At 63.8% G+C, this 25,582-nt stretch carries 23 protein-coding genes, 1 tRNA gene and 1 riboswitch; of the genes, 6 read left to right on the top strand and 18 right to left on the bottom strand.

Annotated features, from left to right (window positions below; genetic code table 11):
* Window positions 1–67: 67 nt before the first annotated feature.
* Window positions 68–1,711, bottom strand: coding sequence for a 3-(methylthio)propionyl-CoA ligase (locus C8C98_RS17650; RefSeq protein ID WP_121455344.1), 1,644 nt, complete (start codon window positions 1,709–1,711; stop codon window positions 68–70).
* 167 nt (window positions 1,712–1,878) lie between these two features.
* On the opposite strand from C8C98_RS17650, the gene C8C98_RS17645 reads away from it, so the two are divergent.
* From C8C98_RS17645 to C8C98_RS17625, 5 genes are all read left to right on the top strand, one after another.
* Window positions 1,879–3,369, top strand: a complete 1,491-nt coding sequence (locus C8C98_RS17645) for a YdiU family protein (RefSeq protein ID WP_121455343.1) — start codon at window positions 1,879–1,881, stop codon at window positions 3,367–3,369.
* Window positions 3,366–3,779, top strand: coding sequence for a peptide-methionine (R)-S-oxide reductase MsrB (msrB, locus tag C8C98_RS17640; protein ID WP_121455342.1), 414 nt, complete (start codon window positions 3,366–3,368; stop codon window positions 3,777–3,779). The genes C8C98_RS17645 and msrB overlap by 4 nt, the downstream gene beginning before the upstream one ends.
* Before the next feature lie 58 nt (window positions 3,780–3,837).
* Window positions 3,838–4,377 (top strand): septation protein A, encoded by a 540-nt coding sequence (locus C8C98_RS17635; RefSeq protein WP_121455341.1) that lies wholly within the window; start codon window positions 3,838–3,840, stop codon window positions 4,375–4,377.
* 36 nt (window positions 4,378–4,413) lie between these two features.
* Window positions 4,414–4,671, top strand: coding sequence for a BolA family transcriptional regulator (locus tag C8C98_RS17630; protein ID WP_099740982.1), 258 nt, complete (start codon window positions 4,414–4,416; stop codon window positions 4,669–4,671).
* Window positions 4,672–4,738: 67 nt separating this feature from the next.
* Window positions 4,739–5,524: a peptidylprolyl isomerase gene (locus C8C98_RS17625; RefSeq protein ID WP_121455340.1), complete on the top strand. Its 786-nt coding sequence runs from the start codon at window positions 4,739–4,741 to the stop codon at window positions 5,522–5,524.
* 177 nt (window positions 5,525–5,701) lie between these two features.
* On the opposite strand, the gene C8C98_RS17620 is transcribed toward C8C98_RS17625, so the two are convergent.
* The 4 genes from C8C98_RS17620 to C8C98_RS17605 all read right to left on the bottom strand — a co-directional run bounded on the left by C8C98_RS17620 (window position 5,702) and on the right by C8C98_RS17605 (window position 9,871).
* Window positions 5,702–6,475, bottom strand: coding sequence for a heparan-alpha-glucosaminide N-acetyltransferase (locus tag C8C98_RS17620; RefSeq protein ID WP_158600182.1), 774 nt, complete (start codon window positions 6,473–6,475; stop codon window positions 5,702–5,704).
* A 155-nt stretch (window positions 6,476–6,630) separates the two neighbouring features.
* Window positions 6,631–6,707, bottom strand: a tRNA-Pro gene (locus C8C98_RS17615).
* A gap of 179 nt (window positions 6,708–6,886) precedes the next feature.
* Window positions 6,887–7,141 carry a translation initiation factor IF-1 gene (gene infA / locus C8C98_RS17610; RefSeq protein ID WP_099655250.1) on the bottom strand — a complete coding sequence of 85 codons (255 nt, stop codon included), beginning with the start codon at window positions 7,139–7,141 and terminating at the stop codon, window positions 6,887–6,889.
* Between the two features lie 381 nt (window positions 7,142–7,522).
* Complete coding sequence (locus tag C8C98_RS17605) at window positions 7,523–9,871, bottom strand: S53 family peptidase (protein ID WP_121455338.1); 2,349 nt, start codon at window positions 9,869–9,871, stop codon at window positions 7,523–7,525.
* Between the two features lie 141 nt (window positions 9,872–10,012).
* Window positions 10,013–10,100, bottom strand: a riboswitch (cyclic di-GMP riboswitch).
* Between the two features lie 137 nt (window positions 10,101–10,237).
* Here C8C98_RS17605 and asd point away from each other — a divergent pair.
* A complete protein-coding gene (gene asd / locus C8C98_RS17600; protein ID WP_121456357.1) occupies window positions 10,238–11,083 on the top strand; it encodes an archaetidylserine decarboxylase in 846 nt (281 codons plus the stop codon).
* 166 nt (window positions 11,084–11,249) lie between these two features.
* Here asd and C8C98_RS17595 read toward each other — a convergent pair whose 3' ends face one another.
* The 13 genes from C8C98_RS17595 to C8C98_RS17535 form a co-directional block, all read right to left on the bottom strand.
* Window positions 11,250–11,459 carry a hypothetical protein gene (locus C8C98_RS17595; RefSeq protein ID WP_121456356.1) on the bottom strand — a complete coding sequence of 70 codons (210 nt, stop codon included), beginning with the start codon at window positions 11,457–11,459 and terminating at the stop codon, window positions 11,250–11,252.
* Between the two features lie 334 nt (window positions 11,460–11,793).
* Window positions 11,794–12,636, bottom strand: coding sequence for an N-formylglutamate deformylase (gene hutG, locus C8C98_RS17590; RefSeq protein ID WP_233574586.1), 843 nt, complete (start codon window positions 12,634–12,636; stop codon window positions 11,794–11,796).
* A 26-nt stretch (window positions 12,637–12,662) separates the two neighbouring features.
* Window positions 12,663–14,057: a formimidoylglutamate deiminase gene (locus C8C98_RS17585; protein WP_121455337.1), complete on the bottom strand. Its 1,395-nt coding sequence runs from the start codon at window positions 14,055–14,057 to the stop codon at window positions 12,663–12,665.
* Window positions 14,054–15,313, bottom strand: a complete 1,260-nt coding sequence (hutI, locus tag C8C98_RS17580) for an imidazolonepropionase (RefSeq protein WP_121455336.1) — start codon at window positions 15,311–15,313, stop codon at window positions 14,054–14,056. Before hutI ends, C8C98_RS17585 begins: the two co-directional genes overlap by 4 nt.
* A gap of 69 nt (window positions 15,314–15,382) precedes the next feature.
* On the bottom strand, window positions 15,383–16,009 hold the full coding sequence (locus C8C98_RS17575) for a HutD family protein (RefSeq protein ID WP_121456354.1): 627 nt from the start codon (window positions 16,007–16,009) through the stop codon (window positions 15,383–15,385).
* An 80-nt stretch (window positions 16,010–16,089) separates the two neighbouring features.
* Window positions 16,090–17,832 (bottom strand): urocanate hydratase, encoded by a 1,743-nt coding sequence (hutU, locus tag C8C98_RS17570; RefSeq protein WP_121455335.1) that lies wholly within the window; start codon window positions 17,830–17,832, stop codon window positions 16,090–16,092.
* Between the two features lie 45 nt (window positions 17,833–17,877).
* Window positions 17,878–19,440: a histidine ammonia-lyase gene (hutH, locus tag C8C98_RS17565; RefSeq protein ID WP_199726610.1), complete on the bottom strand. Its 1,563-nt coding sequence runs from the start codon at window positions 19,438–19,440 to the stop codon at window positions 17,878–17,880.
* 89 nt (window positions 19,441–19,529) lie between these two features.
* Window positions 19,530–20,246, bottom strand: a complete 717-nt coding sequence (gene hutC, locus C8C98_RS17560; RefSeq protein WP_121456353.1) for a histidine utilization repressor — start codon at window positions 20,244–20,246, stop codon at window positions 19,530–19,532.
* Window positions 20,247–20,425: 179 nt separating this feature from the next.
* Entirely contained in the window at window positions 20,426–21,205 is a 780-nt protein-coding gene (locus tag C8C98_RS17555; RefSeq protein WP_121455333.1) for an ABC transporter ATP-binding protein, read from the bottom strand.
* Window positions 21,202–22,038 (bottom strand): ABC transporter permease, encoded by an 837-nt coding sequence (locus C8C98_RS17550; protein ID WP_121455332.1) that lies wholly within the window; start codon window positions 22,036–22,038, stop codon window positions 21,202–21,204. Before C8C98_RS17550 ends, C8C98_RS17555 begins: the two co-directional genes overlap by 4 nt.
* A 21-nt stretch (window positions 22,039–22,059) precedes the next feature.
* Window positions 22,060–23,025 carry an ABC transporter substrate-binding protein gene (locus C8C98_RS17545; protein ID WP_121456352.1) on the bottom strand — a complete coding sequence of 322 codons (966 nt, stop codon included), beginning with the start codon at window positions 23,023–23,025 and terminating at the stop codon, window positions 22,060–22,062.
* Window positions 23,026–23,397: 372 nt separating this feature from the next.
* Entirely contained in the window at window positions 23,398–24,894 is a 1,497-nt protein-coding gene (locus C8C98_RS17540) for a cell wall metabolism sensor histidine kinase WalK (RefSeq protein WP_121455331.1), read from the bottom strand.
* Entirely contained in the window at window positions 24,891–25,577 is a 687-nt protein-coding gene (locus C8C98_RS17535; RefSeq protein WP_121455330.1) for a response regulator transcription factor, read from the bottom strand. Before C8C98_RS17535 ends, C8C98_RS17540 begins: the two co-directional genes overlap by 4 nt.
* Window positions 25,578–25,582: the final 5 nt, after the last annotated feature.

Raw genomic sequence — 25,582 nt, 5'->3', positions numbered from 1 at the left:
TTGCCCCTAGCAGCTATCGCGCACGCGACTGGCGGCGCAGACGCAGCGTTCAGCTTCTCTCAAACACTCAAAGACCCGGCAGTCTGTAGTCCTTGAGTTGCTCGCGCAGTTTGGTCTTGAGCATCTTGCCGGTGGCCCCAATCGGGATGGCATCGACAAACACCACGTCGTCCGGGATTTGCCACTTGGCGGCCTTGCCGTCATAGAAAGCCAGCAACTCCTCACGGCTGACTTCGGTGCCGGGGCGCTTGACCACGGCCACGATGGGGCGCTCGTCCCACTTGGGGTGGGGCATGCCCACACACGCCGCCATCTGGATGGCAGGGTGCGCCATGGCGATGTTTTCAATGTCGATGGAGCTGATCCACTCACCGCCCGACTTGATCACGTCCTTGCTGCGGTCGGTAATCTGCATGAAGCCATCGGCGTCGATGGTGGCCACATCGCCCGTGGGGAACCAGCCCCGGCCCTGCGCATCTTTGACCAGCGGGTTGCCGCCCTCGCCCTTGAAGTAGCTGCCCACGATCCAGGGGCCTTTGACCAGCAGGTCGCCGTAAGTCTTGCCGTCCCAGGGCAGCTCTTCGCCATCGCCGCCCACTATCTTCATGTCCACGCCATAGATCGCGCGGCCCTGCTTTTGCACGATCTTCATCTGCTCCTCCTTGGGCAGCGAAAGGTGCTTGTTCTTCAAGGTGCACAAGGTGCCCAGCGGGCTCATCTCGGTCATGCCCCAGGCATGCAGCACTGTGACGCCATACACGTCCTGGAAGGCCGTGATCATGGCAGGCGGGCAAGCCGAGCCACCAATCACCGTGCGTTTGAGCGAGGAGAACCTGAGCCCTTCGGGCTTCATATGCCCCAGCAGCATCTGCCATACAGTGGGCACGCCCGCCGCGTAGGTCACTTGCTCGGCTTCGATCAGCTCATACACCGACTTGCCGTCGAGTGCAGGGCCTGGAAACACCAGCTTGCAACCCGTGAGCGCCGCCGAATACGGGATGCCCCAGGCATTGACGTGGAACATCGGCACCACAGGCAACACAGAATCGCGGGCCGACAGGCACATCACATCGGGCAGCGCCGCCGCGTAGGCATGCAGCGTGGTAGAGCGGTGGCTGTACAGCGCTGCCTTGGGGTTGCCCGTGGTTCCGCTGGTGTAGCACATGCTGGATGCTGAGTTTTCGTCGAACTCAGGCCAGGCGTAATCGGTGCTGTGTTGGCCAATCCAGGCCTCGTAGCTCACCAGGCCGGGCACGCCGGTGTCCGTGGGCAGCTTGTCGGCATCGCACAGCGCCACCCATTGCTTCACGGTGGGGCAGCGCGCGTGCACGGCCTGCACCAGGGGCAAAAAGCCCATGTCAAAGCACAGCACCTGGTCTTCGGCGTGGTTCACGATCCAGGCGATCTGGTCGGGGTGCAAACGGGGGTTGATGGTGTGCAGCACACGGCCCGAGCCGCTCACGCCAAAGTACATCTCCATGTGGCGGTAGCCGTTCCAGGCCAGGGTGGCCACCCGGTCGCTGAACTGCAGCTTCAAGCCATCCAGTGCATTGGCCAGGCGGCGCGAGCGTGCCGCCAGATCACGGTAGGTGTAGCGGTGGATATCGCCTTCGACCCGGCGGGAGACGATTTCCGCGTCACCGTGGTGGCGCTCTGCAAACTCAATCAATGACGAAATGAGCAGCGGTTGGCTCTGCATCAGGCCCAGCATGTTGACTCCTAGGATGTTGTTGTGAACGAAATGGTCATCGTACTGCGCCGGGCTGGCTGTCGGTGTCGCAAAGGGTTCGTGAAATCCCTCGTATCGCCAGCGACGCCCACTGCGCCAGCAAGGCCCCGGAAGCTGAAGGAATTAGCGGGCTGCGAGACAATGGCCCCATGAACCAGTCCACCCCAACCGCCTTTGCGCAGCCCTTGAATTTGCGCTGGCAAAGTGGCTTTAGCGCCCTGGGCAGCGACTTTTTTACCGAGCTGCGCCCCACCCCACTGCCTTCCCCGCACTGGGTGGGCACCAGCACCGATGTGGCGCAGCTGCTAGGGCTGCCAGGCGACTGGATGCACGCCGACGAAGCGCTGCAGGCCTTCACCGGTAACCAACTGCTTGCAGGCTCGCAACCCCTGGCCAGTGTGTATAGCGGGCACCAGTTTGGTGTGTGGGCCGGGCAACTGGGTGACGGCCGGGCCATCTTGCTGGGCGAAACCGCTGCCGGGTACGAGATACAGCTCAAAGGCGCTGGCCGCACCCCCTACTCCCGCATGGGCGACGGGCGGGCCGTGCTGCGCTCCAGCGTCCGAGAATTTTTGTGCAGCGAGGCCATGCACGGCCTGGGCATTCCCACGTCCCGGGCGCTGTGCATCACCGGCTCGCCAGCATCGGTGCGGCGCGAGGAAATCGAAACGGCGGCCGTCGTCACACGGGTGGCGCCCAGCTTTGTGCGCTTTGGCCACTTCGAGCACTTTGCGGCCAACGACCTGGAGCCGCAACTGCGCGCCCTGGCCGACTACATCATCGACCGCTATTACCCAGAATGCCGCAGCAGCGAAGCCACAAGCCCATGGGGAGGCAATGCCTACGCCGCGCTGCTCAAAAGCGTGAGTGAGCGCACGGCCCACTTGATGGCCCAGTGGCAGGCCGTGGGCTTTTGCCACGGGGTGATGAACACCGACAACATGAGCATCCTGGGGCTGACGCTGGACTATGGGCCGTTTCAGTTTCTGGACGCCTTCGTGCCAGGCCACATTTGCAACCACAGCGACCACAATGGCCGCTACGCCTACAACCGCCAGCCCAACATCGCTTACTGGAACCTGTTTTGCCTGGCCCAGGCGCTGCTGCCACTCATCGAAGAGCAAGACACGGCGCTGGCCGCGCTGGAGTCTTACAAGACGGTGTTCCCCAACGCCTTCATGGTGCAAATGCGCAAAAAGCTGGGGCTGACGCAAACCCGTGCGGAGGATGAAGCACTGGTGGAAAACCTGCTGCAACTGCTGGCACGCAATGCGGTGGACTACACCATCTTTTGGCGGCGCTTGTCGCACGCCGTGGCGGATGGCCAGTACGAACCCGTGCGCGACCTGTTTGCCGACCGGTCAGCGTGGGATGCTTGGTTGCTATCTTATTCAGAGCTGCTGGCGCTTGATAATCAAGCGCTAGCGGGTGATTTGATGCTCAAATCCAACCCCAAGTACGTGCTGCGCAACCACCTGGGCGAACAAGCCATCCGCGCCGCCAAGGCGGGGGACTTCTCAGAGCTGGCCACGTTGCAGCGCCTGCTGGAGCAGCCCTTTGAAGAACAGCCTGGCCACGAGGCCTATGCCGACTTCCCGCCCGACTGGGCTTCTTCCATTTCCATCAGTTGCTCATCATGACCTTTCCCATCCAGAAGACCGACGCCGAATGGCAAGAGATCCTGCGCAATAAGGGGGCTGAACCTGTAGCCCTGCAAGTCACCCGCCACGCGGCCACCGAGCGCCCTTTCACCGGCAAATACGAAGCCCACTGGGCCGACGGCAGCTACCACTGCATTTGCTGCGGGGCCAAACTGTTTGAGTCGCTCACCAAATTCGACGCAGGCTGCGGCTGGCCCAGCTTCTCAGAGGCCATCCCCGGCACCATCCACGAAATCGTGGACCGCAGCCACGGCATGGTGCGCACCGAGACAGTGTGTGCACAATGCGGGGCCCACCTGGGCCATGTCTTTGAAGACGGCCCCGCACCCACCGGGCTGCGCTACTGTATGAACTCTGCGTCACTCGACTTTGAACCCGACGCCTCTTGAACCGCTCCACCGCTGAACTGCCGCTTGAACCGCTGAGCCAGCACGCTGGCCTCGCCTTATGAAAATATTGATTGATTTCTTCCCCATCCTGCTGTTCTTCGGCGCCTACAAGTTCTTCAACATTTATGTGGCCACTGGGGTGCTGATGGCCGCAACCGTGGCGCAGATGGGCCTGATCTACGCCATCGACCGCAGACTGCAGACCATGCACAAGATCACGCTGGTGCTGATCGTGGTGTTCGGCACGCTCACGCTGGTGCTGCAGGACGACCGCTTCATCAAATGGAAGCCAACGGTGCTGTACGGCGCGATGGCCGTGGCCCTGGCAATTGCCGTGTGGGTGATGAAGAAGAACATCTTGCATATGCTGCTGGGCGGCCAGTTGAGCCTGCCCGATGCGGTATGGATGCGACTGAACCAGGCCTGGATCGTGTATTGCGCCTTCATGTCGGCGGTGAACGCCTACGTAGTGATGAACTTCAGCACCGAGTTCTGGGTGGACTTCAAGCTCTGGGGCTACGCCTTCCCTCTGGTCTTCCTGGTGGGTCAGGGCCTTTACATCGCCCCCCACATCAAGGGCGATGAGCCCACGCAGTAACCCCAGTTTGTCCGCCGCCCCACCCTTTTGCAGACCATGACCCTTGCAGACCAAATGCACCACCAGTTGGCGCAACAACTGAGCACCACGGCCCTGGAAGTGCTGGACGAAAGTGCCGCCCATGCAGGACATTCGGGGTCCAACGGCACCGACTTTGGCACCCACTTTCGGGTGCGCATAGCGTCACCTTTGTTTACAGGCAAGTCGCGGGTAGCGCAGCACCGCCTTGTGTATGATGCGCTGCAAGAATTTATTGACCGGGGCGTTCACGCACTCGCCATTGAAATTCTCTGAGCCGGCCCCAGTTTCCTCACTTGCCGGTTTTCAGCCAGCAAACACCTTCTCATTTTTTGGATCTCGCATGAAGAAACAGCTCCTGTCCGGCCTCGTGGCCGCTGCCGTGCTGGGCACGATGGCCCTGCCCGTTTCCGCCCAGAACATTGCCATCGTCAACGGCAAAGCCGTGCCCAAAGAGCGTGCAGAAGTGCTGCGCCAGCAAGTGGAGCGTTCGGGTCGCCCTGTGACGCCTGACGTTGAAGGCCAAATCAAGGAAGAAGTGATCGCTCGCGAAATCTTCATGCAAGAAGCCCAAAAGCGTGGCCTGGACGGCTCGGCAGACTTCAAGGCCCAAATGGAACTGGCCCGCCAGACCATCCTGATCCGCGAACTGTTCGCTGACTACCAAAAGACCAACCCTGTGACCGACGCTGAAATCCAGGCTGAGTACGACAAGTTCGTGGCAGCCAACAGCGGCAAGGAATACAAGGCCAGCCACATCCTGGTGGAAAAAGAAGCCGACGCCAAGGCCATCATTGCAGCCCTGAAGAAGGGTGCCAAGTTTGAAGACCTGGCCAAGAAGCAATCCAAGGACCCAGGCTCTGCAGCCAAGGGCGGCGATCTGGATTGGGCCAACCCCTCCAGCTACGTGAACGAATTCACGGAGGCGCTGCTGAAGCTCGAAAAGGGCAAGACCACCGATGCCCCCGTGAAGAGCCAATTTGGCTGGCACGTGATCCGCCTGGTGGACGTTCGCCAAGCCGAACTCCCCAAGTTGGAAGAAGTGAAGCCTCAGGTAGCACAACAACTGCAACAGCAGAAGGTTGTGAAGTTCCAAGAAGACCTGCGCGCCAAGGCCAAGGTCGAGTGAGCACCTGAAAGCGCCCCGCTTCGCTTGGGCGCTTCACCATCAAACGCGGCCTAGGCCGCGTTTTTTTATGCCTGCGCACCACCGCAGGCCACCATCTACAGGCCAAGGTGATGCACCGCAATCACTGTCGAGCAATCTCACCGCGCACAGCGCACCCACTGCATGGCAGCATTCACGTCAGCGTTTAGCTAGCCACAGGAAAGCCATCAACCCGCCCATCAGCACGGGCTGGTGCAGCAGGTAGTAGCTGAGGCTCCAACGCCCCAGCACTGCTGGGCCTTTTAAAAGGCCGGGCAAGGGCCGTTGCAACCAGTCAGGCTTATTGAACAGCAACCACTGGCCCGCAGCCATACCCCACCACATAACGCCTAGCCAAGGAAACACGGGCACATAGTCTTGCGTGAAGGGTTTGCGGCTCACCCAGCCCAGCCAATTCAACGCAGGGGCATTGAACCAGGGCGCCAGGGCCTCGGCACCGTTGGCAAACGCATAGGCCGCCAGAGGAGGCAGGCACAGCGCCGCGCTGCCCACCCACCACAGCCAACGCCCCCAGCCGGCGCTCCAACGGACAACACACAGCATGACCGCCATGCCATGCAGTACGCCAAAGTAAATGAAGCTTTGGGGGAACATGGCGTACGAAGCCAGACTCACCAACAAGGCGCCTCCTGCAATCTGCAGCCAACGCCATCTAAACCGGGTCCAACTCTGCCCCTGCTGCACGGCAATGGACTGCGAAAGTCCTGCGCAAAACAAAAACAAACTCACGATGGCTGTGCGCTGCATCGTCCATACCGGGTCGATGCGAAAGTTCTGCGCCCACAAACCAAAGTGAGCCAAGTCGAAGCAGAAGTGAAACAGCGTCATCCACACCATGGCACAACCCCGAAGGGCATCGACCAATGCATAGCGCGGTGTGGAAGAGGGCAAATCAGCAGAACTCAAGGGCATGACGGCACAGGAAGAGGCGCAGAAGCAGAACACACGATAGTGCCAGATCAGCGAGCCCAAAAGCCGCAGCCCCATGAGGCAAAGCAGATACACACCGCAAAGCCCGCCAGAATGCAAAAAGGGTCTGCAACGATTGTTGCAGACCCTTAAAACAATGGTCGGAGCGGCGGGATTCGAACTCGCGACCCTCTGCTCCCAAAGCAGATGCGCTACCAGGCTGCGCTACGCTCCGACAGCTCGTATTATAACCCGAATCTTCCGGGCTTCTGACCAAACAAGCAAATTTTTAAAAACTTTAAAAACCTGCTGTGCCTACGAGAGGTCAGCCAGATTGCCACCAAGGCAACAATCTGAAGAGCTAAAAATTATAACTTTGAAAAATGGGCCGATTTCCCCAGCCCATTGAAAATTTTAACGATTGCCACCAGAAGGGCCTGGGCCACGTCCAGCCAGATGGCGGAAAGTGATACGGCCCTTGCTCAGGTCGTAGGGCGACATTTCCAACGACACTTTGTCACCCGCCAGAATGCGGATGTGGTGCTTGCGCATTTTGCCCCCGGTGTAGGCAATCAGTTGGTGACCGTTGTCCAGAGTGACGCGAAAGCGCGAGTCAGGCAGGACTTCGGTGACGGAGCCTTGCATTTCAATGAGTTCTTCTTTGGCCATGTTTTTCTATCTGGTGATCTTAAAAACAAAATTCTGTGGTTTGCGCGCAGCACATGCGGGCATCTGCCAACGCGGTCCCTGAAGAAAATTCCTCAGGAATCTCTGGGCACGGTGCTTTGCGGGCGGGGGAGTCGCTGCACCCGGGGCGCAGATCAGAAAGAAAAGAGGCCTGGATGAGACGGCTTCAATGAACAGGCGAGGCGCTGTGCATGAGCCTGTCGATTGTAGCGCGATGTGGGTATCTTGCCTATGGACGTTGCCGCATGCACCCGGCCCTGTCGCCTTCGCCGAACAAACTGAGCCAAAGCAAAGCGGCACAGAGCGTGTTCAACGCCACTGCGCCGCGCCAGCTCCAGCCCTCCCGGGCCAGCCCGGCTCACCTCATTTGGCGCTGACCGTGATCGGCACCATGGCCTGCGTGGTGCGGCCTGCGGAATCCTTGGCCACCACCGTGAGCTGGTAGCTGCCAGCCACAGGTGCGGCCCACAGTGCCGTGATGGTGGTGCCGCTGATCGAGAAACCCATGCCCCAAGGAACACCCGAGATGGACACGGAGAACGAGGTGCCTGCGGGTGCCGAAATGGCAATGGTGCCGGTCAACGGCTTGCCCACCACCCCGACCATGGCCGGTGCCGTAATGGTCAAGCCGCCAGAGGTGATTTGCACGGTGTAGGTCCCCTTGCCAGACAGCCCGGTCTTGGTGTCCTTGGCCGTTACGACCACGGAGTAGTTACCCAGCACAGGCGAGCCCCACGTCACAACGCCCGTAGTGGCGTTGATTGCCATGCCAGAAGGTGCCCCAGCCAGGGTGTAAGCCATGGGACTGGACGAAGGCACCGTCGCATTGAAGGACAGGGCGACGCCGACCTTGCCTGCCACCGTACCACCGGCGACCACAGGCGCACTAGGAGGCGCGGCAACCACGACGGTGTACACGCCCTGCGCGCTCAGCCCGGTCTTGGTGTCACGGGCTGTGACGGTGACGGCATAGGAGCCGGCCACTGGCGCGGCCCAGGTCACCACACCCGTGGAACCGATGGCCATGCCGGAGGGTGCGCCTGTCAGGGCATAGGTCACGGGGTTCGGTGCGGTGACCGACACGGTGAACGACAGCGCTGTATTCGCCTGACCATTGATGGTGGCGGATGTCACCGAGGGCGGCACGGCCGGGGCTGACGCGCCGGACAGCAAATTGACGAGGTTGGCGGCATTGGGTGTGCCCAGGCCGGTCAGCTGGTCATAGCCCACGCGAGCCGAGCAAGTACCACAAGTGCCGTGCGATCCCAGCGTGATGTCTGCAAAGCCACTGGCATAGTTGCCCGGCACCGCACCCACTTGGCCATACAAAGTGCTGTGCGCAGCACCCAGCACCGGCTTGGCCGCCTGCACGCGCGCGGCATTGGCCACCGCCACAAGCCCAGCCCACATGGGCGACGAGAGGCTGGTGCCGCCAGCGCTCAGCCACTGCACGGTCGAGCTGCCAGGGGAGATTACGGCCAGGTAGTGACCCGTGGCAGGGTCCGCATTCATGGCCAGATCGGCCACGGTTCGACGCACCGCCGAGCCTACGCCTGGCAAACCCGATTTTTGGTAGGTGGGCGTGGCCACATAGGCGCTGATCCCACCGCCGGTGCCCGACCAGCTCACCTCAGACCGAGAGCCCGTACCGCTGTAGGTCAGCGTGGTACCGCCCACACCCAGAACGTTGGCCGATGCGGAAGGCCACATGACACCCGCACCCCAATCCCCCGTGGCGGCCAGGTACGTCATGTTGGCGGCAGAGAACGCAGAGTCCAAGGTCGAAGTCCAGGCGCCCTCCGCCGCACCAAAGCTCATCGACACCACCCCCGGCCCCATCGCATTGGCCAGGCGGATCGCAGATGTCAGGTTGTTCACGGACGCATCGGGCGCCTCGACCAGAACGATGCGGGCCAAGGGGGCAATGGCGTGCGACCACTGCACATCCAACGCAATTTCCGTGGCCCAACCCGAATCGTAGGCAGGCGCCGTGGCGGAGAGCGTGCCCGTGGCGCTGCTGTAGGCCACCACCAGCTCACAACCCGTCTTGGAGGCTGCAGGCAGTGGCAATGCCGTGCTGGCAGCCAAGGTGCGGGTGGTGCAGGTGGGTAGGCCAAATTTTTGATTGAAAGCGGCCAACTCCGCTGCCGCATTGGGGTTGTGCTTGGCAGCCACGATGTAGATGGTTTGCCCCGCCCCCAGTTGCGCAGCCTGGGCGGCCGTGGGCTGGGCTCCAGCAGCGGGCAACGCCGGGAAACCATAGGCTGCACGCACCTGGGCCACCGTGTAGGTGGTGACAGCTGAGCCCGCCAGTGGCGTGGCCTGCTCACCGTCGGCCGACGATGGCGCGGCCTGCATCCCTTTGGTACGAACAGCCTCCAGCGTGTCCAGCGTCAGGCGTTTGGTCGAGAGCGCCGCAAGGCCCGAGGGCACCGCTTGCGATTTGGGGGTCTGCGCCGCAGACGCATTGGCGTTGAGGACGTCTGCGTCGTCGGGCGGCGTCAACACCACAGGGGCGACGTGGAACGTGGGCTGGGCGATGAGCGCGCCAGCGTCGCTGGACAGTTCATCGGCCTGCAGTGCCAGGGTGGTCGTGGCTGTGGCCACTTCGGCTTGGGCCAGGGCTTGCGGGGCCTGGTCTTCGCTGCCGCCACCGCAGGCACCCAATGCAGCCAACAGGACGCCGGAGGCAACCCACTGCGTTTTGCGCATGGAAGACCGGCGGTCACTCGAAATCAAAACTGAGCGCATGTATCACCCCTTAAAGGACAGTGTGGATACAAGGCACCGCAGCCCACCGCAAAGCAGGCGATACAACACGACACAGGCACTCATTCCGAGCGCACTTGCTGTATTGGCAACCCCGCTATCGTGCCCATCGCTGGGTTTAGACCGGTGGCTTTGCGACCCCGTCTTTCGAACGGGTGTGCCTTGAATGATTCAAATGTAATTAGTTGTTTCAATTACGTCAATAGCATTTGCATCATTTCAATCAAATGAAAATGAATGCCATTTACCGCATCGCCCAGTGAACAGGCCCTAGAATGCGCCGCACCACCCGCTGTGAAGGAAGTGCTCTTGTCCGATCGCCTCGCCGTTCTGCCCCAATACCTCTTGCCAAAGCAAGCCTTGACATCCACCGCTGGGCGCTTGGCCCGGGCCCGGGCGGGCCGCTGGACAACGATGGCTATCGAGCGCTTCATTGCCCGCTACAACGTGAACATGGCCGAGGCAGAGAACCCCGACCCGGCCGCCTACGCCACGTTCAACGATTTTTTCACCCGCGCGCTGAAACCGGGTGCCAGGCCGCAAGCCAGTGCCACCTGGATTTGCCCGGTGGACGGGGCCATCAGCCAGTTTGGCCGCATTGAGCGCGACCAGGTCTTCCAAGCCAAGGGGCATTCGTACTCCACCACCGCCTTGGTGGGGGGCGATGCAGCCCGCGCAGCGGTGTTTGACGATGGCCACTTCGCCACGCTGTACCTCAGCCCACGCGACTACCACCGCATTCACATGCCCTGTGCGGGTCAGCTTACGCACATGGTGCACGCCCCCGGCGACCTGTTCTCGGTCAACCCCACGACGGCCAGAGGCGTGCCTGGGCTGTTCGCGCGCAACGAGCGCGTGGTGTGCTTTTTTGAGTCCGACCTGGGGCCGTTTGTGATGGTGCTGGTGGGCGCCACCATTGTGGGCAGCATGGCGACTGTGTGGCATGGCTTGGTGAACCCGCCGCGCACAGGCCAATTGCGCCAGTGGGACTATGCCCCCGGCCAGGTGAGCCTGCAGCAAGGGCAGGAGATGGGTCGCTTTTTGCTGGGCTCCACCGTGGTGATGCTGTTCCCCAAAGGGGCCATGCAATTTAACCCGCAGTGGGAGCCTGCACGCACCATCCGGCTGGGCGAGACCATGGCGCAACGCGTTTAAGAGCGGCTAACAAAACGCCCCTGGTGTCGTTGTTCCGTCTTGTCGTACCGCTTGTACTGCCTGCGACGGAACGCCTAGCCAAGGCCGCTGCCCTGAGTTTTGTTAGCCGCTCTAACTCCACAAAGCAAAACAGGCGCTTTCGCGCCTGTTTTGCTTTGGCCCCACGTCAGTATTTGTCTGGCCTGCGAGTGAGGTGAAAAGCCGTGGGTTCGAGCTTGAGAGACTCAGGATGGACAGGGTTCTCATGCCCTTGCAGATACACCATCAAGGCGCAGCGCCGCACCACCACATGGCTCACGGTTTCATGGCGAGCCCCCAGCATGACGGAGGCTCCCGGACTGAACAAAGGCATGTAGTAATAAGCCGCATCGCGCATAGTGTGCGGCTCCTTCCGCATGGGTGGTGCAACCACCCCACCCTCCAGTGCAGAGGGTTGTCTAGCTGCATCGTAGCACCACCCACGCGGTTAAGCCCTGACCGATTGGCAAAAATTGCCCTAGGGATCCTCTGCGCGAATCGAGCTGGCCAAGTGTGCGCTGCGGATCAGGATGGGCTGCTAAGCGCAAAACGCAGCAATGGCCATCGCTATTGCGAGTATTTGCAACGCAGCAGACCGCCCGAGGCCACAGATGCCCGCGGCGCGGTGATTTGTGCAGAGGGTCCCTAGGTCAAGCCCCGATGTTCGCAGGGATACTGCCGTGCAGCGAAATTCACCTGGCGCCCCCCTCAGCCCCCCGCGCAAAGTCCAAGGCGGCAGCCAGCATGCGCTGCAGATGCGGCTGCACCTGCACAGCACGCTCTGGCAGGTAGTCAAACGGAAGGCATTCCTGCATGTAACTGCACTGCGTCATCTCCAGTTGTACGGCATGCACGCCCTGCCCCGGCTGGCCGTAGTGGCGGGTGATGTGGCCCCCTTTGAAGCGGCCATTGAGCACGGCGGTGTAGCCTGGGGCGGCTTTGGCAATCTGCAACAGTCGTTGCGCCAGTGCAGCGTCGCAGCTTTCGCCGTTGGCGGTGCCCAGGTTCAGGTCGGGCAACTTGCCCTCAAAAAAGCGCGGCAACACCGAGCGGATGGAGTGCGCATCCCACAGGATGGCCACGCCATGCTGGAAGCGGATGCGGTCCAGCTCGGCACGTAATTGCGCATGGTAGGGAGCCCAGACGGCGTCGCGGCGGGCTGCGATTTCAGCCTCTTGCGGCACATCACCCGCAGCATAGATAGGCGTGTCGTCAAACGTATCGACCGGGCACAGGCCCGTGACGCTTTGGCCCGGGTACAGGCTGGCACCGTCGGGCGGACGGTTCAAGTCCACCACATAGCGCGAATGCGTGGCCACGAGGATGGACGCGCCCATGTCTTTGGCAAAGGCGTACAGGCGCTCCATGTGCCAGTCGGTGTCTGGCACATGGCGGGCCTCGGGCGTGAAGCGGGCTGCCAGTGCAGGCGGCACATAGGTGCCAGCGTGCGGCATGGATACCAACAAGGGCTGCGTGCCCTGGTGGAAAACGAATGGTGGGGGGGCAGCAGCGGTCACGGCGGTCATGGCGGTCATGGAGATCGGGTCAGAAAGGTTCAGGGTCAGTCGGGTGCAATGGTGCTGGCGCGTGCGGAGGCAAAAGCGCTGGCGGCTGGGTCATGCAGCGCATGGCGGCCCTGGGCCACACGGCGTGCACCGCCCACCCACACGCTGTCGATGGCCGAAGTGCGGTGGCTGGCAAACACATGGGCCGACAGCATGGCGGGCGCGGGCAGGCCGCGCAGGGCCACATGCTGAGCATCGAGCACGACCCAGTCGGCCGACTGCCCCACAGCGATGCCCGCTGTTGCGCCAGGCACTAGGCGGCCCGATGCCTGCGCCCCGCCCCGCACGGCCTGCAGGGTCATGGCAGTGGCCACCTCCGGCTGGCTGCTGTGGGCCAATACGTTGCGCTGGCGGCGCGACAGGCGCTGGCCATATTCGAGCATCAGCAGTTCTTCGGCTGCGTTCACGCAGGCGTGGCTGTCCGATCCCACACCCCAGCGCCCGCCGTGTTGCAGCCACAGGGGCATATCGAAGATGCCATCGCCCAGGTTGGCTTCGGTGGTGGGGCAGATGCCTGCCACGGCGCCCGTTGCGGCGGCGCCAGCGTACTCGGCGGGCGTCATGTGCGTGGCGTGTATCAGGCACCAGCGCTCGTCCACCGGCGCGTGCTCCAGCAGCCACTGCACGGGGCGCTGGCCGCTCCAGGCGATGCAGTCCTCCACCTCCTGCGTCTGCTCGGCAATGTGGATGTGGATGGGCGCCTGGGGGTTCAGCGCCGTGAGGCCCTGCACGGCAGCGGCGAGGCTGTCTGGCGGCACGGCGCGCAGCGAGTGCGGGGCCAGGCCCAAAACGGCCCCTTGCGCCCGTACTACGGGCGCAAGGCGCTCCAATAATGTGAGCATGTTGTCGGTGCTGCGAATGAACCGGGCCTGGTCAGCCCGGTGCGGTTTGGCACCAAAACCACTGGTCTGGTACAGCACGGGCAGCAGCGTGATGGCGATGCCCGCTGTGTGCGCGGCGCGCAGCAAGGCCAGCGACAAGGTGGCGTCGTCGGCATAGGGGCGGCCATCGGTGTCGTGGTGCACGTAATGGAATTCGCACACCGAGGTGTAGCCCGCCTCCAGCATCTCGATGTACAGCCAGGTGGCAATGGCCTCCAGCGCCTGTGGCGTGATGCGCTGGGCAAAGCGGTACATGAGGTTGCGCCAGCTCCAGAAGCTGTCTTCCGCCTGGCCTCGGTATTCGGTCAGCCCAGCAAAGGCGCGCTGGAAGGCGTGCGAGTGCAGGTTGGGCATGCCGGGGATCACCGGGCCTGCGGCAGCGGTGACTCCTTCGGGGCGCTGCATATTGGGCGTGACGGCGGTGATGCGCCTTGCCCCGTCCCACGCGATGAGCACGTCGTGCGCCCAGCCGGTGGGCAGCAGTGCGTCGGCCGCAAAAATCTGGTTCATACCTGGACTCCGTGAATGCGCCCTTGCCGCACGATGGTGCAGGCGGGCTGGTGGCCAAACCAGTAGGCCAGCTCGGCTGCATCGGCCACCGGCCACAGCACAAAATTGGCGGGCCTGCCGGAGGCAATCAGTCCGTGCGAATCTTGCAAGCCCAGTGCCCGCGCTGCTTGGGTGGTGATGCCTGCCAAGGCCTCTGGACACGTCAGCCGAAACAGCGTACAGGCCATGTTGGCCATGAGCAGCAGGCTGAGCGCTGGCGAAGTACCGGGGTTGTGGTCGGTCGACACGGCCATCGGTACCCCCGCATCGCGCAGCGCCTGGATGGGCGGCAAATGCGTGTCGCGCAGCGTGTAGTAAGCGCCGGGCAGCAGCACGGCCACGGTGCCTGCGGCTTTCATCGCCGCGATGCCCTCTGCCGACAAGTGCTCGATGTGGTCGCACGACAGTGCACCATAGCGTGCCGCCAGCGCCGCTCCGCCCATGTCCGACAGTTGCTCGGCATGCAGCTTGACGGGAATGCCCAGCTTGTGCGCGGCCTGGAAGACCTGCTCGGTCTCGGCCAGCGTGAAGGCGATGCGCTCGCAGAACACGTCCACCGCATCCACCAGCCCTTCGGCCGCCAGCGCGGGCAGCATCTCGTTGCAAACCACATTGATGTAGTCCTGACTACGCCCCGCGTATTCGGGCGGCAAGGCGTGCGCACCCAAAAAAGTGGTGCGCACCGTCACGCCAAAGGCCTCGCCCAAGCGGCGGGCCACGCGCAGTTGCTTGCGCTCATGCGGGAGCGCCAGGCCGTAGCCGGACTTGATCTCGATGGCGCACACGCCCTCTGCCAGCAGGGCTTGCAGGCGTGGGGCGGCCTGGGCGAAGAGTTCGTCTTCCGAAGCCTCGCGCGTGGCCTTGACGGACGAGACAATGCCGCCGCCCGCCTTGGCCACCTCTTCGTAGGTGGCGCCTGCCAAGCGCATGGCGAACTCGTTGGCGCGCTGGCCGCCGTAGACCAAGTGGGTGTGGCAATCGACCAAGCCCGGCGTGACCAACGAACCCGCGCCTTGCCTGCGCGCCAGGTGCAGCCAAGCGGGAGGCACCGCGGCATCGGGCCCCACCCATTGGATCTGCCCCTGCTGCACCACGATGCTGGAGCGCGTACTGGGTGGCACAGGCACATCGGGCTGCACCAGCCCCGGCACCGGCAGCAGGCCGTGCCAGATGCCATCGGCGCTGGGGCCGGTTGGAGAAGGAATGCCATCACGCATGCGTCAGCCCTTTACTACATTATTGATAGCTGCCAGCGCTTATTGGATAAGCGCTAGAGGCCAATTTGACTACAAATGCACTGGCACCACATCGACCCACACCAGTGCGGGCCGCACATCGGGCGCAAACGGATGGGGGTTGGCCGCTTCGGGCGACAGCGGCTGCAAGGGCTGCAGCACCCGTGCGCCCATGGCCTCGGGCCACCACAGGCCCTGGCCAGGCTGCAGCACACGCGCCGCGTCGCCGCCCAACACCGCCCACTGGCCCTGCAGCACCATGCACAACCCGCCCCCTGTGGCGCCCACCGTGCCCGTGTCGTGCAACACCTGCATGCGGCCTTGCCACTGGCCCCGGCGCAGCATCAGGTTGAAGTCGGTCGATGGCCCGCCAATCAGGCGGCTGTCCAGCGGCTGCTCACCCGCAAAGCTCCAGGGCTGCCAGCGCTGCTGCAGCGTGTGGCACAGCTCAGCCTGATCGCCATGCAGCGTCACGCCATCGCCGTCGAGCAGCATGATCTGCCGGTCCACCCCAGCGAAGGCCGAAAACGGCCCAGCGGCCGCAATGCGGGCCACGCTCACGCGCCAGCCAAAGGCATCGGTGCCCGCGCCCGGCGGCCAGCACACCAGCTCGCGGGTGCTGCCGCCGCCGTTCTTCCACGGGGTGGCAGGCACCGTGCGCAGATCAAACCAGTGCACGACCCCGTCCTGCGCTGCATCCGCACCGGGTTCGGCAGGCGCAGGCTGCGGCGTGGCCTGCGCCACAGCAGCGGCGGGCATCAGCGCGCTCCTAAGGCACCTGGAATCATGGGCAGCTTCAGGCCCTGCTTCTTCGCCGTTTCCACCGCCAGTTCGTAGCCTGCGTCGGCATGGCGCATCACGCCGCTACCGCAGTCGTTGACCAGCACATTGGCAAGGCGTTGGGCCGCTGCGTCAGTGCCATCGGCCACGATGACCATGCCCGAGTGCTGCGAGTAGCCCATGCCCACGCCGCCGCCGTGGTGCAGGCTGACCCAGGTGGCGCCGCCTGCGGTGTTGAGCAGCGCGTTGAGCAGCGGCCAATCGCTCACGGCGTCGGTGCCGTCTTTCATGGCCTCGGTCTCGCGGTTGGGGCTGGCAACGCTGCCAGTGTCCAGGTGGTCTCGGCCGATCACGATGGGGGCCTTCAGTTCGCCGTTCTTCACCATCTCGTTGAAGGCCAGGCCCGCGATGTGGCGCTCGCCCAAGCCCAGCCAGCAGATGCGTGCGGGCAGGCCCTGGAAGGCGATGCGCTCGCCCGCCATGTCGAGCCAGCGGTGCACATGTTTGTTCTCGGGGAACAGCTCCTTGATCTTGGCGTCGGTCTTGCGGATGTCTTCCGGGTCGCCCGACAGGGCCACCCAGCGGAACGGGCCCTTTCCTTCGCAGAACAGCGGACGGATGTAGGCAGGCACAAAGCCGGGGAAGTCAAACGCATCCTTCACGCCTTCGTCAAACGCCACCTGGCGAATGTTGTTGCCGTAGTCCACCGTGGGGATGCCCATCGATTGGAAGTCGAGCATGGCCTGCACATGCACGGCGCAGGACTTGGCGGCGGCCTTCTTCAGCACCTCGTGCTGCGTCACGTCCTGCTGCGCGGCGCGCCACTGCGCCACCGTCCAGCCCGCAGGCAGGTAGCCGTTGACAAGGTCATGGGCCGAGGTCTGGTCGGTGACCAGGTCGGGTTTGAGGCCACCGGCTTTGGCACGGCGCAGCAGCTCGGGCAGGATTTCTGCGGCGTTGCCCAGCAGCGCGATCGACACGGCCTCCTTCGCGGCGGTGTGCTGCTGAATCAGTTCAAACGCGTGGTCAATGTCGCGCGCCTGCTTGTCCACGTAGCGCGTGCGCAGGCGAAAGTCGATGCTGCTTTGCTGGCATTCGATGTTGAGCGACACCGCGCCCGCAAATGTGGCGGCCAGCGGCTGCGCGCCGCCCATGCCGCCCAGGCCTGCGGTCAGTATCCACTTGCCTTCCAGCGAGCCACCGTAGTGCTTGCGGCCCGCCTCGGCAAAGGTCTCGTAGGTGCCCTGCACGATGCCTTGCGTGCCGATGTAGATCCAGCTGCCCGCCGTCATCTGGCCGTACATGAACAGGCCCTTTTGGTCCAGCTCGCTGAAGTGCTCCCAGTTGGCCCACTTGGGCACCAGGTTGCTGTTGGCCAGCAGCACGCGCGGTGCGTTGGCGTGGGTCTTGAACACGCCCACGGGCTTGCCGGACTGGATGAGCAGGGTTTCGTCGTCGTTCAGGTCCTTGAGCGAGGCGAGGATCTGGTCATAACACTCCCAGTTGCGCGCGGCACGGCCAATGCCACCGTACACCACCAGGTCCTGCGGGCGCTCGGCCACCTCGGGATCGAGGTTGTTCTGGATCATGCGGTAGGCGGCTTCGGTCAGCCAGCTCTTGCAGGTGAGCTGGTTGCCACGCGGCGCGCGGATCACGCGGCTGGCGTCGTGACGGGGGTCGGCGTTGGAGGCTGCGGCGATGATGGCGTCGTTGGCGTTCATGGTGGCTCCTGGGGTGTTTGGTTCAGTGGCGTGAAACGGGGGGCATCAGGCGTGGCTGGGCTGGCAGGCGCGCAGCGGCGCGGGCCAATCGGCCTGCAGTGCCCACTGGCGCATGGCTTCGATGTCGGGGGCCAGGTAGCGGTCTTGCTCCAAGAAGGGCACGCGCTGGCGGATGGTGGCGAATTGCGCTTCGATCAGTGGCGAGGACTTCAGCGACCGGTCAAACTCCATACCCTGCGCGGCGGCCATCGCCTCCACCCCCACCACCACGGCGGCGTTGTTCACCATGTCGGCCAGGCGGCGTGCGCCGTAGGTAGCCATCGAGACATGGTCCTCCTGGTTGGCAGAGGTGGGCAGGCTGGTCACGCTGCTGGGGTGGGCCAGGCATTGGTTCTCGGCCGCGAGTGCGGCGGCAGTGACCTGGGCGATCATGAAGCCGGAGTTCACGCCGCTGTCTCGGATCAGGAAGGCTGGCAGGCCCGACAGACCCGTATCGAGCAGCAGGGCCATGCGGCGCTCAGAGATGGCACCGATCTCGGCCACGGCCAGCGCGATGATGTCGGCCGCAAAGGCCACGGGCTCGGCGTGGAAGTTGCCACCGGAGATGACCTCTGCCGTGTCGGTGAACACCAGCGGGTTGTCCGATGCGGCATTGGCCTCGATGCGCAGCACGCGTGCGGCGTGCTGCAGGTTATCGAGGCACGCGCCCATCACCTGCGGCACGCAGCGGATGGAGTACGGGTCTTGCACACGGCCGCAGTTGGGGTGCGATGGATCGATCTCGCTGCCCTCCAGCAGCCCGCGCACAGCGGCCGCCACGGCAATCTGGCCCAGTTGGCCCCGCGCCTCGTGGATGCGGGCATCGAACGGCTTGACCGAGCCCTTGATGGCTTCGAGTGACAGACAACCCGCCACCAAGCCTGCAGCCAGCAGGTTCTCGGCCCCAAACAAGCCGGCCAGTGCCAGCGCGGTGGACACCTGCGTGCCGTTGAGCAAGGCCAGCCCTTCCTTGGGGCCCAGCACAAACGGTGTGAGGCCCACAGAGCGCATGGCCTCCGCGCCCGACACCACCTGGCCGTTCACCTTGGCCTGCCCTTCGCCAATCAGCACACAAGACAGGTGCGCCAGCGGCGCCAGGTCGCCCGAGGCACCCACAGAGCCCTTGGCCGGAATCACAGGCAACACATTGGCATTGGCCAAGGCCAGCAGAGCATCCACGATGGCGGGGCGAATGCCCGAGTGGCCGCGCGCCAAGCTCACCGCCTTGGTGGCCAGGATGAGGCGCACCACGCCGTCCGGCAGCGCATCGCCCGTGCCCACGCTGTGCGACAACACCAGATTGCGCTGCAGCTCGGCCAGACGGTCGTGCGCAATCTTGGTGCTGGCCAGTTTGCCAAAGCCGGTGTTGATGCCGTAGACCACCTGGTCTTCGTCCACGATGCGCTGCACCACGGCCTGGGCGGCCTGCATGCCTGCCAGGGCGCCCCCGTCCAGCTGCAAGGTCACGCCGCCTGCGTGGATGCGACGCAGCTCGGCCAAGGTGACTGAACTTGGAACCAGAGTGATGGTGCTTGTGGAATGGGAGGCCAAAGGTGTGGAAGTGGTCATAAGTCTCATCCTGTATATACAGGTTAGTATCAGCGAAAAAATGGTATTTGAAAAGGGGTGAAACCTTTGGTGGTGGCAGCAGTGCTGGTTCAGCCAGCCGCCGGGTTCCCATCGGCCCGAAAGCGACTGCCCAGCCGATAGCGCGACGCCGGGTGCAGGCAGCGCACTACGGTGATGGGCACGCCGCGCGACCAGGTGCGCCGCGTGAGAAGTAGGCAGGGCTCAGTCGCAGGCATCTCCAGCAGCGCAGCCTGCTCTGCGGTGGGCATGACGGCATCGACCACATGTTCAACCTGGTCAAACGGCACGTTGCGTACTAGATATTCGGACGGCTGCAATTGCGTAAAGTCTTGCACCGCAAATTGCGGAACCTGGCGGGGGTTGACGTGGCGGTCTTCCAGTTGCACGGGCAGACCGTCTTCACGGTGCACGCACAGCGAATGGAACACCGACTCGCCCGTGCGCAAATCCAGCGCCGCAGCCACCTCGAGCGAGGCCGACACACGCTCAACCGCCAGCACATCGCAGCGGTAGTCGTGCCCGCGCTGTCGAATTTCGCTGGCCAAGTTGGCAATCTGCAGCAGCGTGGACTGGGGCTTGTCTTCGGCCACAAAGCTGCCCACCCCGGCCACGCGCACGATGCGGCCCTGCTCTACCAGCTCGCGCAGCGCGCGGTTCACCGTCATGCGCGAGATGCCAAACTGGGTGACCAGCTCGCTCTCGGACGGCAGCCGGTCCCCCGCGCGCCAGGCGCCCTCCTGGATCTTGCGGGCGATGAAATCCTTGACCTGCTCGTACAACGCCATGGCCTGGGTGGCTGCGGGCGCAGGCGCCGCAGCCCGGGGCTTGCCCGCCCGCTGAGCGGTAGCGGGCGCACGGGCAGGCGATGCAGCTGGGGCCCGCGCAACAGGTGCAGTGGTAGCACGGGCTTTGGCAGAAACTGCGGGGCGGCGAGGAGAACGGGCAGGCATGGGCAGGTCAGGGATCAGTGCAAATCGGCAGCCATGGATTCTGCGCGAATCTCCTCGGTCAATCGGGCCTTGAGGTCCATGAACTCAGGGCTGGTTTTGATCGTGTAATGGCGCGGGTGAGGCAGGTCCACGGCAATTTCGGTCTTGATGCGGCCAGGCCGCGCACTGAACACGGCCACACGGTTGGCCATGAAGATGGCTTCGTCGATGTCGTGGGTGACGAAGAGCACGGTCTTGCGCTCGGCCTCCCAGATGCCCAGCAGCAGCTCTTGCATGAGCACGCGGGTCTGGTTGTCCAGCGCGCCAAAGGGCTCGTCCATCAGCAAGATCTTAGGGTCGTTGGCCAGCGCGCGTGCGATGGCGGTGCGCTGCTGCATGCCGCCCGACAGCTGCTTGGGGAAGTGCTGTTCGAAGCCGCGCAAGCCCACCTTGGCAATGAAGTACGCGGCGCGTTCCTTCTGCTGGGCTTCGGGCATGCCGCGCTCGCGCAGGCCAAAGCGGATGTTCTGCTCGATGGTGAGCCAAGGGAACAGCGTGTAGCTCTGGAACACCATGCCGCGCTCGGGCCCGGGGCCTTCAACCGGTGCGCCATCGAGCAGCACGCGGCCGCTGGTAGCGTGGTCCAGCCCAGCCACGATGCGCAGCAGCGTGGACTTGCCGCAGCCCGAGGGGCCGAGGATGGTGACGAAGTCGTTGTCCCGCACTTCGAAGTCGACCGGCTGCAGCGCCTGGGTGCGCTGGCCCTTGGCGGTTTCGAAGACACGCGATACGGCTTGAATGGATACGCGGCTCATCGCACAAAACTCCAGGCAAACAGACGGTGGTTGAGCGCCTTGAAGGCGAAGTCGGACACCAGCCCGATGAGGCCGATGATGATGATGCCGAAGATGATCTGGCCGGTGTTGAGCAGCGACTGGCTGTCGGTGATCATGTGGCCGATGCCACTGGACGACCCGATCAGCTCGGCCACGATGACGTAGGTCCAGGCCCAGCCCAGCACCAGGCGCAGGGTCTCAGCAATCTCAGGGGCGGCGCCCGGGATGAGCACGCGGGTGACGATGCCCTGGTGGCCCGCGCCCAGCGTGTAGGCGGCCTCGACCAGATCGCGCCGCGCACCGCCTACCGTCACGGCCACCATCAGCGTGATCTGAAAGACCGATCCGATGAAGATGACGAGGATCTTCTGTGCCTCGCCAATGCCCGCCCACAGGATGAGCAGCGGAATGAAGGCCGAGGCTGGCAGGTAGCGGCAAAACGAGACGAAGGGCTCGAAGAAGGCCTCAATGCCTTTGTAAGCGCCCATCGCGATGCCCAGCGGCACGGCAATGACGGCGGCCAGGATGAAGCCGCCGAACACGCGCCACACCGTCATGCCGATGTCTTTGTGAAAGCTGTACTCGCTGAACAGCAGCCAGCCTTCCTTGGCCATGGTGACGGGGCTGGCCAGGAACGTGGGCGACACGAAGCCGCCCAGCGTGAAGAACGCCCACACCAACACAAACAACACAAAAAAACCAAAGCCCAGCAGCCAGCGGGCACGGGCACTCACGGGCTCCAGAGGGGCCAGCGAGCGTCGGCGCACGGGGGCCTTTGGCGTGGTCACGGACAGGGGTTGCACAGCAGACATGGCGCGTTCTTCTTCCTGCTCTTATTTGATGAAGCTCGCGTCGAAAGTGACGGCCAGATCCTCAGGCGCCTTGCGGATGATGCCGGCCTCCAGCAAGATGGCCGTGGCGTCCTTCATGAACGTGGTCAGCTCGCCCGCAAAGAACTTCTGGTTGGCGGCCTTGTCCTGCCAGCGCAGGAACGACGACGACTTGGCAAACTGCTCGCCCGTCTGCTTGACGGCGGCGCCCATGATCTCGTTGGACTTTGTCGGGTCGGCCTTGATCATGTCCAGCGCCTGGAAGTACGAGTTGGCCAGTGCCTGCGCAGCCTTGCCGTTGGCCTTGAGCCAGGCGGGGTCGCAGCCCACGGTGTCCATCACCATGGGGTATTCAAGCGTGGTGGCCAAAATTTTGCCGGCAGCGGGGTTGTCGCGCACGGTGGAGAGGTACGGCTCGTACGTCATGGCGGCGTCGTTTTGCCCAGCCACGAAGGCCTGCGCAGCCGCCTGGGGCGACAGCGTGGTGGTCTTCACATCCTTGAGGCTCATGCCGTTCTTGCTCAGCATCCAGGCCAGGCCAAAGTACGGGGCGGTGCCGGGCGCATCCACCCCAATGGTCTTACCCTTGAGGTCGGCAAAGCCCTTGATGTCGCCGCGCACCGCGATGCCGTCTGCGCCGTAGGACTTGTCCATCTGGAAGATCTGCACGATGGGCACGCCGTTGGCGTTCCAGGCCACATGCGTCTCGACCGTGGTAGCAGCGCACTGGATGGACTTGGACGCCAGGGCCAGGTGACGGTCTTTCTGCGGAATCATCTTGATCTCCACATCCAGCCCGTTCTTCTTGAAGATGCCCGCCTTGTCGGCCAGGGTGAGCGGTGCAAAGCCTGTCCAGCCGGACATGCCCAGCACGATTTTGGTGTCTTGCGCCTGCGCGGGCAGGGCCGCAGCCAGGACACAAGCAGCGGCCGCAGCCAGCGTTGCCATCTTCACAACCAATCGAGTCATCATCTGCTCCTGTCTGAATAAAAGTCCATCGCCTACCCCGCCCGGCATTGCCGCAGCACCAGGGTGCCATGATGGCATTGCAGCCATACCTGTCTATACAGGGTAAGTACCGACAATGCACTGCCATCCAGGGTGAACACATTCAGCAAGAACAGGGCCAACCCAGCGAGCGCAGGCGGCCATGGGAGCACAAACGATAAAAAGCTACGTTTTTAATAGCTGCCAGCGCTTATCCTGATTGCGCTAGACGGTATTTTGATTGAAACACAGAAGGCACGGCACTACCACCCAGCCCGGACACGGCGCACCGTGCAGGTGCATGCCAGGGGCGCACCAAGTGGCATCCCTGGCCAGGAGTCACATACAAGCGCCCTACCCCACCCGTGGCAGCGCCACCTGCACCTCCAGGCCCGGCTTTGCATTGGCAATGTGCAGCCAACCGCCGTGGGCCTGGGCCACCAAGCGGCACAGGTACAAGCCCAAGCCCACGCCCCCAGTGGCGCGCTGGCGCGCCGTGTCGGGCCGAAAGAAGGGCTCGGCCAGACGGCCCAGGTGCTCGTCTGCCACGCCGGGGCCAAAATCGCGCACCCGCAGCACCACGCCGCCCGTCGCGTCCAACGTGCAATGCAACTCAGGCGGCGGCGCGGCGGGGTCGCTGTGGCGCAGGCTGTTGTCCAGCAGATTGCGCAGCAGCAGACGCACGCGCGAGCGGTCCAGCGCCATCAACGGGGTTGGGTGCTGGGGCGGGCGCCCTTCAGTGGGCTTGCCAGCTAGGCCCGCGCCGTTCATCACCACGCGGATGTGGGCGGCGGCGGCGTGTCGCACACTCAGCTCCTCCACCACCTCACGGGCCAGTGCAGCCAGGTCGGTAGGCTCGCGGTGCAGCGCCGCGTGGCGGCCGGCCAGGCGTTCGCTTTCCAGCAGGTCAGAGATCAATCGGGCCATTTCTCCCAGGTCGCGCAGCAAGGCGTCGCGCTGCGCCTGGGTGTCTGCGCCTTCGGGCAGCAACTCGGTATTCAGGCGCGCGCGGGTCAGGGGGCTGCGCAGCTCATGGCTCATGGCCAGCAGCAGCGCGCGCTTGGCCTCCAGCATCTGGTGAATGTCTTCACCCATGGTGTTGATGGTGGCGGCCAGTTGCCCCAGCTCATCGGGGCGGCGGGTGCTGCGCAGTGGAATCGGCTGCGCAAAATCACCCGCGCCAAAGCGCTGTGCGCCCCGGCGAATGTCGTCCAGCGGGCGCAGCAGATAGCGCACGTAGGCATAGGCCAGCGCCGTCAGCAACAGCAGCACCGTCAGCGTCAACCAGGCGATGCGGGGCTTTTGGTCCCAGGTCATGGCGTTCAGGCCGAACACAATGGTGTGGCCGTCGGCAGTCACGCGTTGCAGCAGCTTGTGTCCATCGGCTTCTGACAGCCAACGCTTGTCCGGAGCGCTCTTCAAGCGCATCCATTCGGGCCGAGGCTGGTCGGGGTGCGAGTCCCACTTCACCACAGGCCCCTCGATGTGCATGTGGATGGGCAAGCGCCCCACAATGGCTTGGGCGCGCTCAATACTGGGCGGGGTGCCCACCTCTTCCACCAGCCGGTCCACATAGTCCATGAGCAACGGGCGAGCGGCCTCGCGCCAGCCGATGGCAATGGCTTTTTGAACGCCCCCCATGAAGGTGATGGCCATGGCCAGGGCCAGCAGCAAAAACACCAGCACCAGCCGCAGGCGCAGCGAATACCCCACGGCATCGCGTGCACGGCGGTGCCAGGGGCAATAGGGTGCGGTGCCGCAGGCGTTTTCTTCACCGCCGGGGTGGTCCGCCGCGTACCGTCCTCTGCGCCAACGGGGAGGCCTGGTCCGCGCAGTTCGCTGGTCGCTCATGCAGCCACCCTGCGCAGTGCCAGCGAGTAGCCCGCATTGCGAAGGGTTTTGATGCAGTCCAGCGGTTCCAGCTTTTTGCGCAAGCGGCTCACCACGATGTCCACGGCGCGGGTGTACAGCTCGGCGTCGTGCCCGCGCAGCTGGTTCAGAATGTCGTCGCGGCTGAAGACGCGGCCTGGCTCGCGCGCCAGCAGGTGCAGCAAATCAAACTCGGTGCCCGTCAACTCCAAGGCCTGGCCTTGGCGCACCACGCTGCGGCGGGCCGCATCGATGCTCAAGCCGTCAAACCGGATCACATCCCCCGCCTCGCCCACACCGTTGCCACGCCGCCTGCGCAGCACGGTTTGCATGCGCGCCACCAGCTCGCGCGGCTCAAAGGGTTTGGGCAGATAGTCGTCCGCGCCCAGTTCCAGGCCCACCACGCGGTCCATCACATCGCCCCGCGCAGTGAGCATGACGATGGGCAAATCGCTTTGCTTGCGGATGGTGCGGCACAACTCAAAGCCATCCATCTCCGGCAGCATGACGTCCAGGATGGCCGCATCAAAGCCGCCTTGCCCCAACCGGGCCAGCCCGTCACTGGGGCGCAAGGCATGGGTCAGTGCCATCTCAAACCGCTGGAAGTAAGTGGTCAGCGGGGGGCCCAGCTGTTCATCATCGTCAATAAGCAAAATGCGGTGCATACCGA

The organism is Acidovorax sp. 106 (assembly GCF_003663825.1).
In the GTDB taxonomy this organism is placed as follows: Bacteria; Pseudomonadota; Gammaproteobacteria; order Burkholderiales; family Burkholderiaceae_C; genus Acidovorax.
This window is presented reverse-complemented; position numbering and strand designations above follow the sequence as displayed.

Coding starts and splice junctions, on each gene's coding strand:
- C8C98_RS17540 (WP_121455331.1), bottom strand. CDS start 24,894: ATGAGCGACCAGCGAACTGCGCGGACCAGGCCTCCCCGTTGGCGCAGA.
- msrB (WP_121455342.1), top strand. CDS start 3,366: ATGACCTTTCCCATCCAGAAGACCGACGCCGAATGGCAAGAGATCCTG.
- C8C98_RS17630 (WP_099740982.1), top strand. CDS start 4,414: ATGACCCTTGCAGACCAAATGCACCACCAGTTGGCGCAACAACTGAGC.
- infA (WP_099655250.1), bottom strand. CDS start 7,141: ATGGCCAAAGAAGAACTCATTGAAATGCAAGGCTCCGTCACCGAAGTC.
- C8C98_RS17620 (WP_158600182.1), bottom strand. CDS start 6,475: ATGCCCTTGAGTTCTGCTGATTTGCCCTCTTCCACACCGCGCTATGCA.
- hutU (WP_121455335.1), bottom strand. CDS start 17,832: ATGAACGCCAACGACGCCATCATCGCCGCAGCCTCCAACGCCGACCCC.
- C8C98_RS17635 (WP_121455341.1), top strand. CDS start 3,838: ATGAAAATATTGATTGATTTCTTCCCCATCCTGCTGTTCTTCGGCGCC.
- C8C98_RS17595 (WP_121456356.1), bottom strand. CDS start 11,459: ATGCGCGATGCGGCTTATTACTACATGCCTTTGTTCAGTCCGGGAGCC.
- hutC (WP_121456353.1), bottom strand. CDS start 20,246: ATGGCGTTGTACGAGCAGGTCAAGGATTTCATCGCCCGCAAGATCCAG.
- C8C98_RS17645 (WP_121455343.1), top strand. CDS start 1,879: ATGAACCAGTCCACCCCAACCGCCTTTGCGCAGCCCTTGAATTTGCGC.
- C8C98_RS17555 (WP_121455333.1), bottom strand. CDS start 21,205: ATGAGCCGCGTATCCATTCAAGCCGTATCGCGTGTCTTCGAAACCGCC.
- C8C98_RS17535 (WP_121455330.1), bottom strand. CDS start 25,577: ATGCACCGCATTTTGCTTATTGACGATGATGAACAGCTGGGCCCCCCG.
- C8C98_RS17550 (WP_121455332.1), bottom strand. CDS start 22,038: ATGTCTGCTGTGCAACCCCTGTCCGTGACCACGCCAAAGGCCCCCGTG.
- hutI (WP_121455336.1), bottom strand. CDS start 15,313: ATGCGTGATGGCATTCCTTCTCCAACCGGCCCCAGCGCCGATGGCATC.
- C8C98_RS17650 (WP_121455344.1), bottom strand. CDS start 1,711: ATGCTGGGCCTGATGCAGAGCCAACCGCTGCTCATTTCGTCATTGATT.
- C8C98_RS17605 (WP_121455338.1), bottom strand. CDS start 9,871: ATGCGCAAAACGCAGTGGGTTGCCTCCGGCGTCCTGTTGGCTGCATTG.
- hutH (WP_199726610.1), bottom strand. CDS start 19,440: ATGACCACTTCCACACCTTTGGCCTCCCATTCCACAAGCACCATCACT.
- C8C98_RS17625 (WP_121455340.1), top strand. CDS start 4,739: ATGAAGAAACAGCTCCTGTCCGGCCTCGTGGCCGCTGCCGTGCTGGGC.
- C8C98_RS17545 (WP_121456352.1), bottom strand. CDS start 23,025: ATGACTCGATTGGTTGTGAAGATGGCAACGCTGGCTGCGGCCGCTGCT.
- C8C98_RS17585 (WP_121455337.1), bottom strand. CDS start 14,057: ATGAACCAGATTTTTGCGGCCGACGCACTGCTGCCCACCGGCTGGGCG.
- hutG (WP_233574586.1), bottom strand. CDS start 12,636: ATGACCGCCATGACCGCCGTGACCGCTGCTGCCCCCCCACCATTCGTT.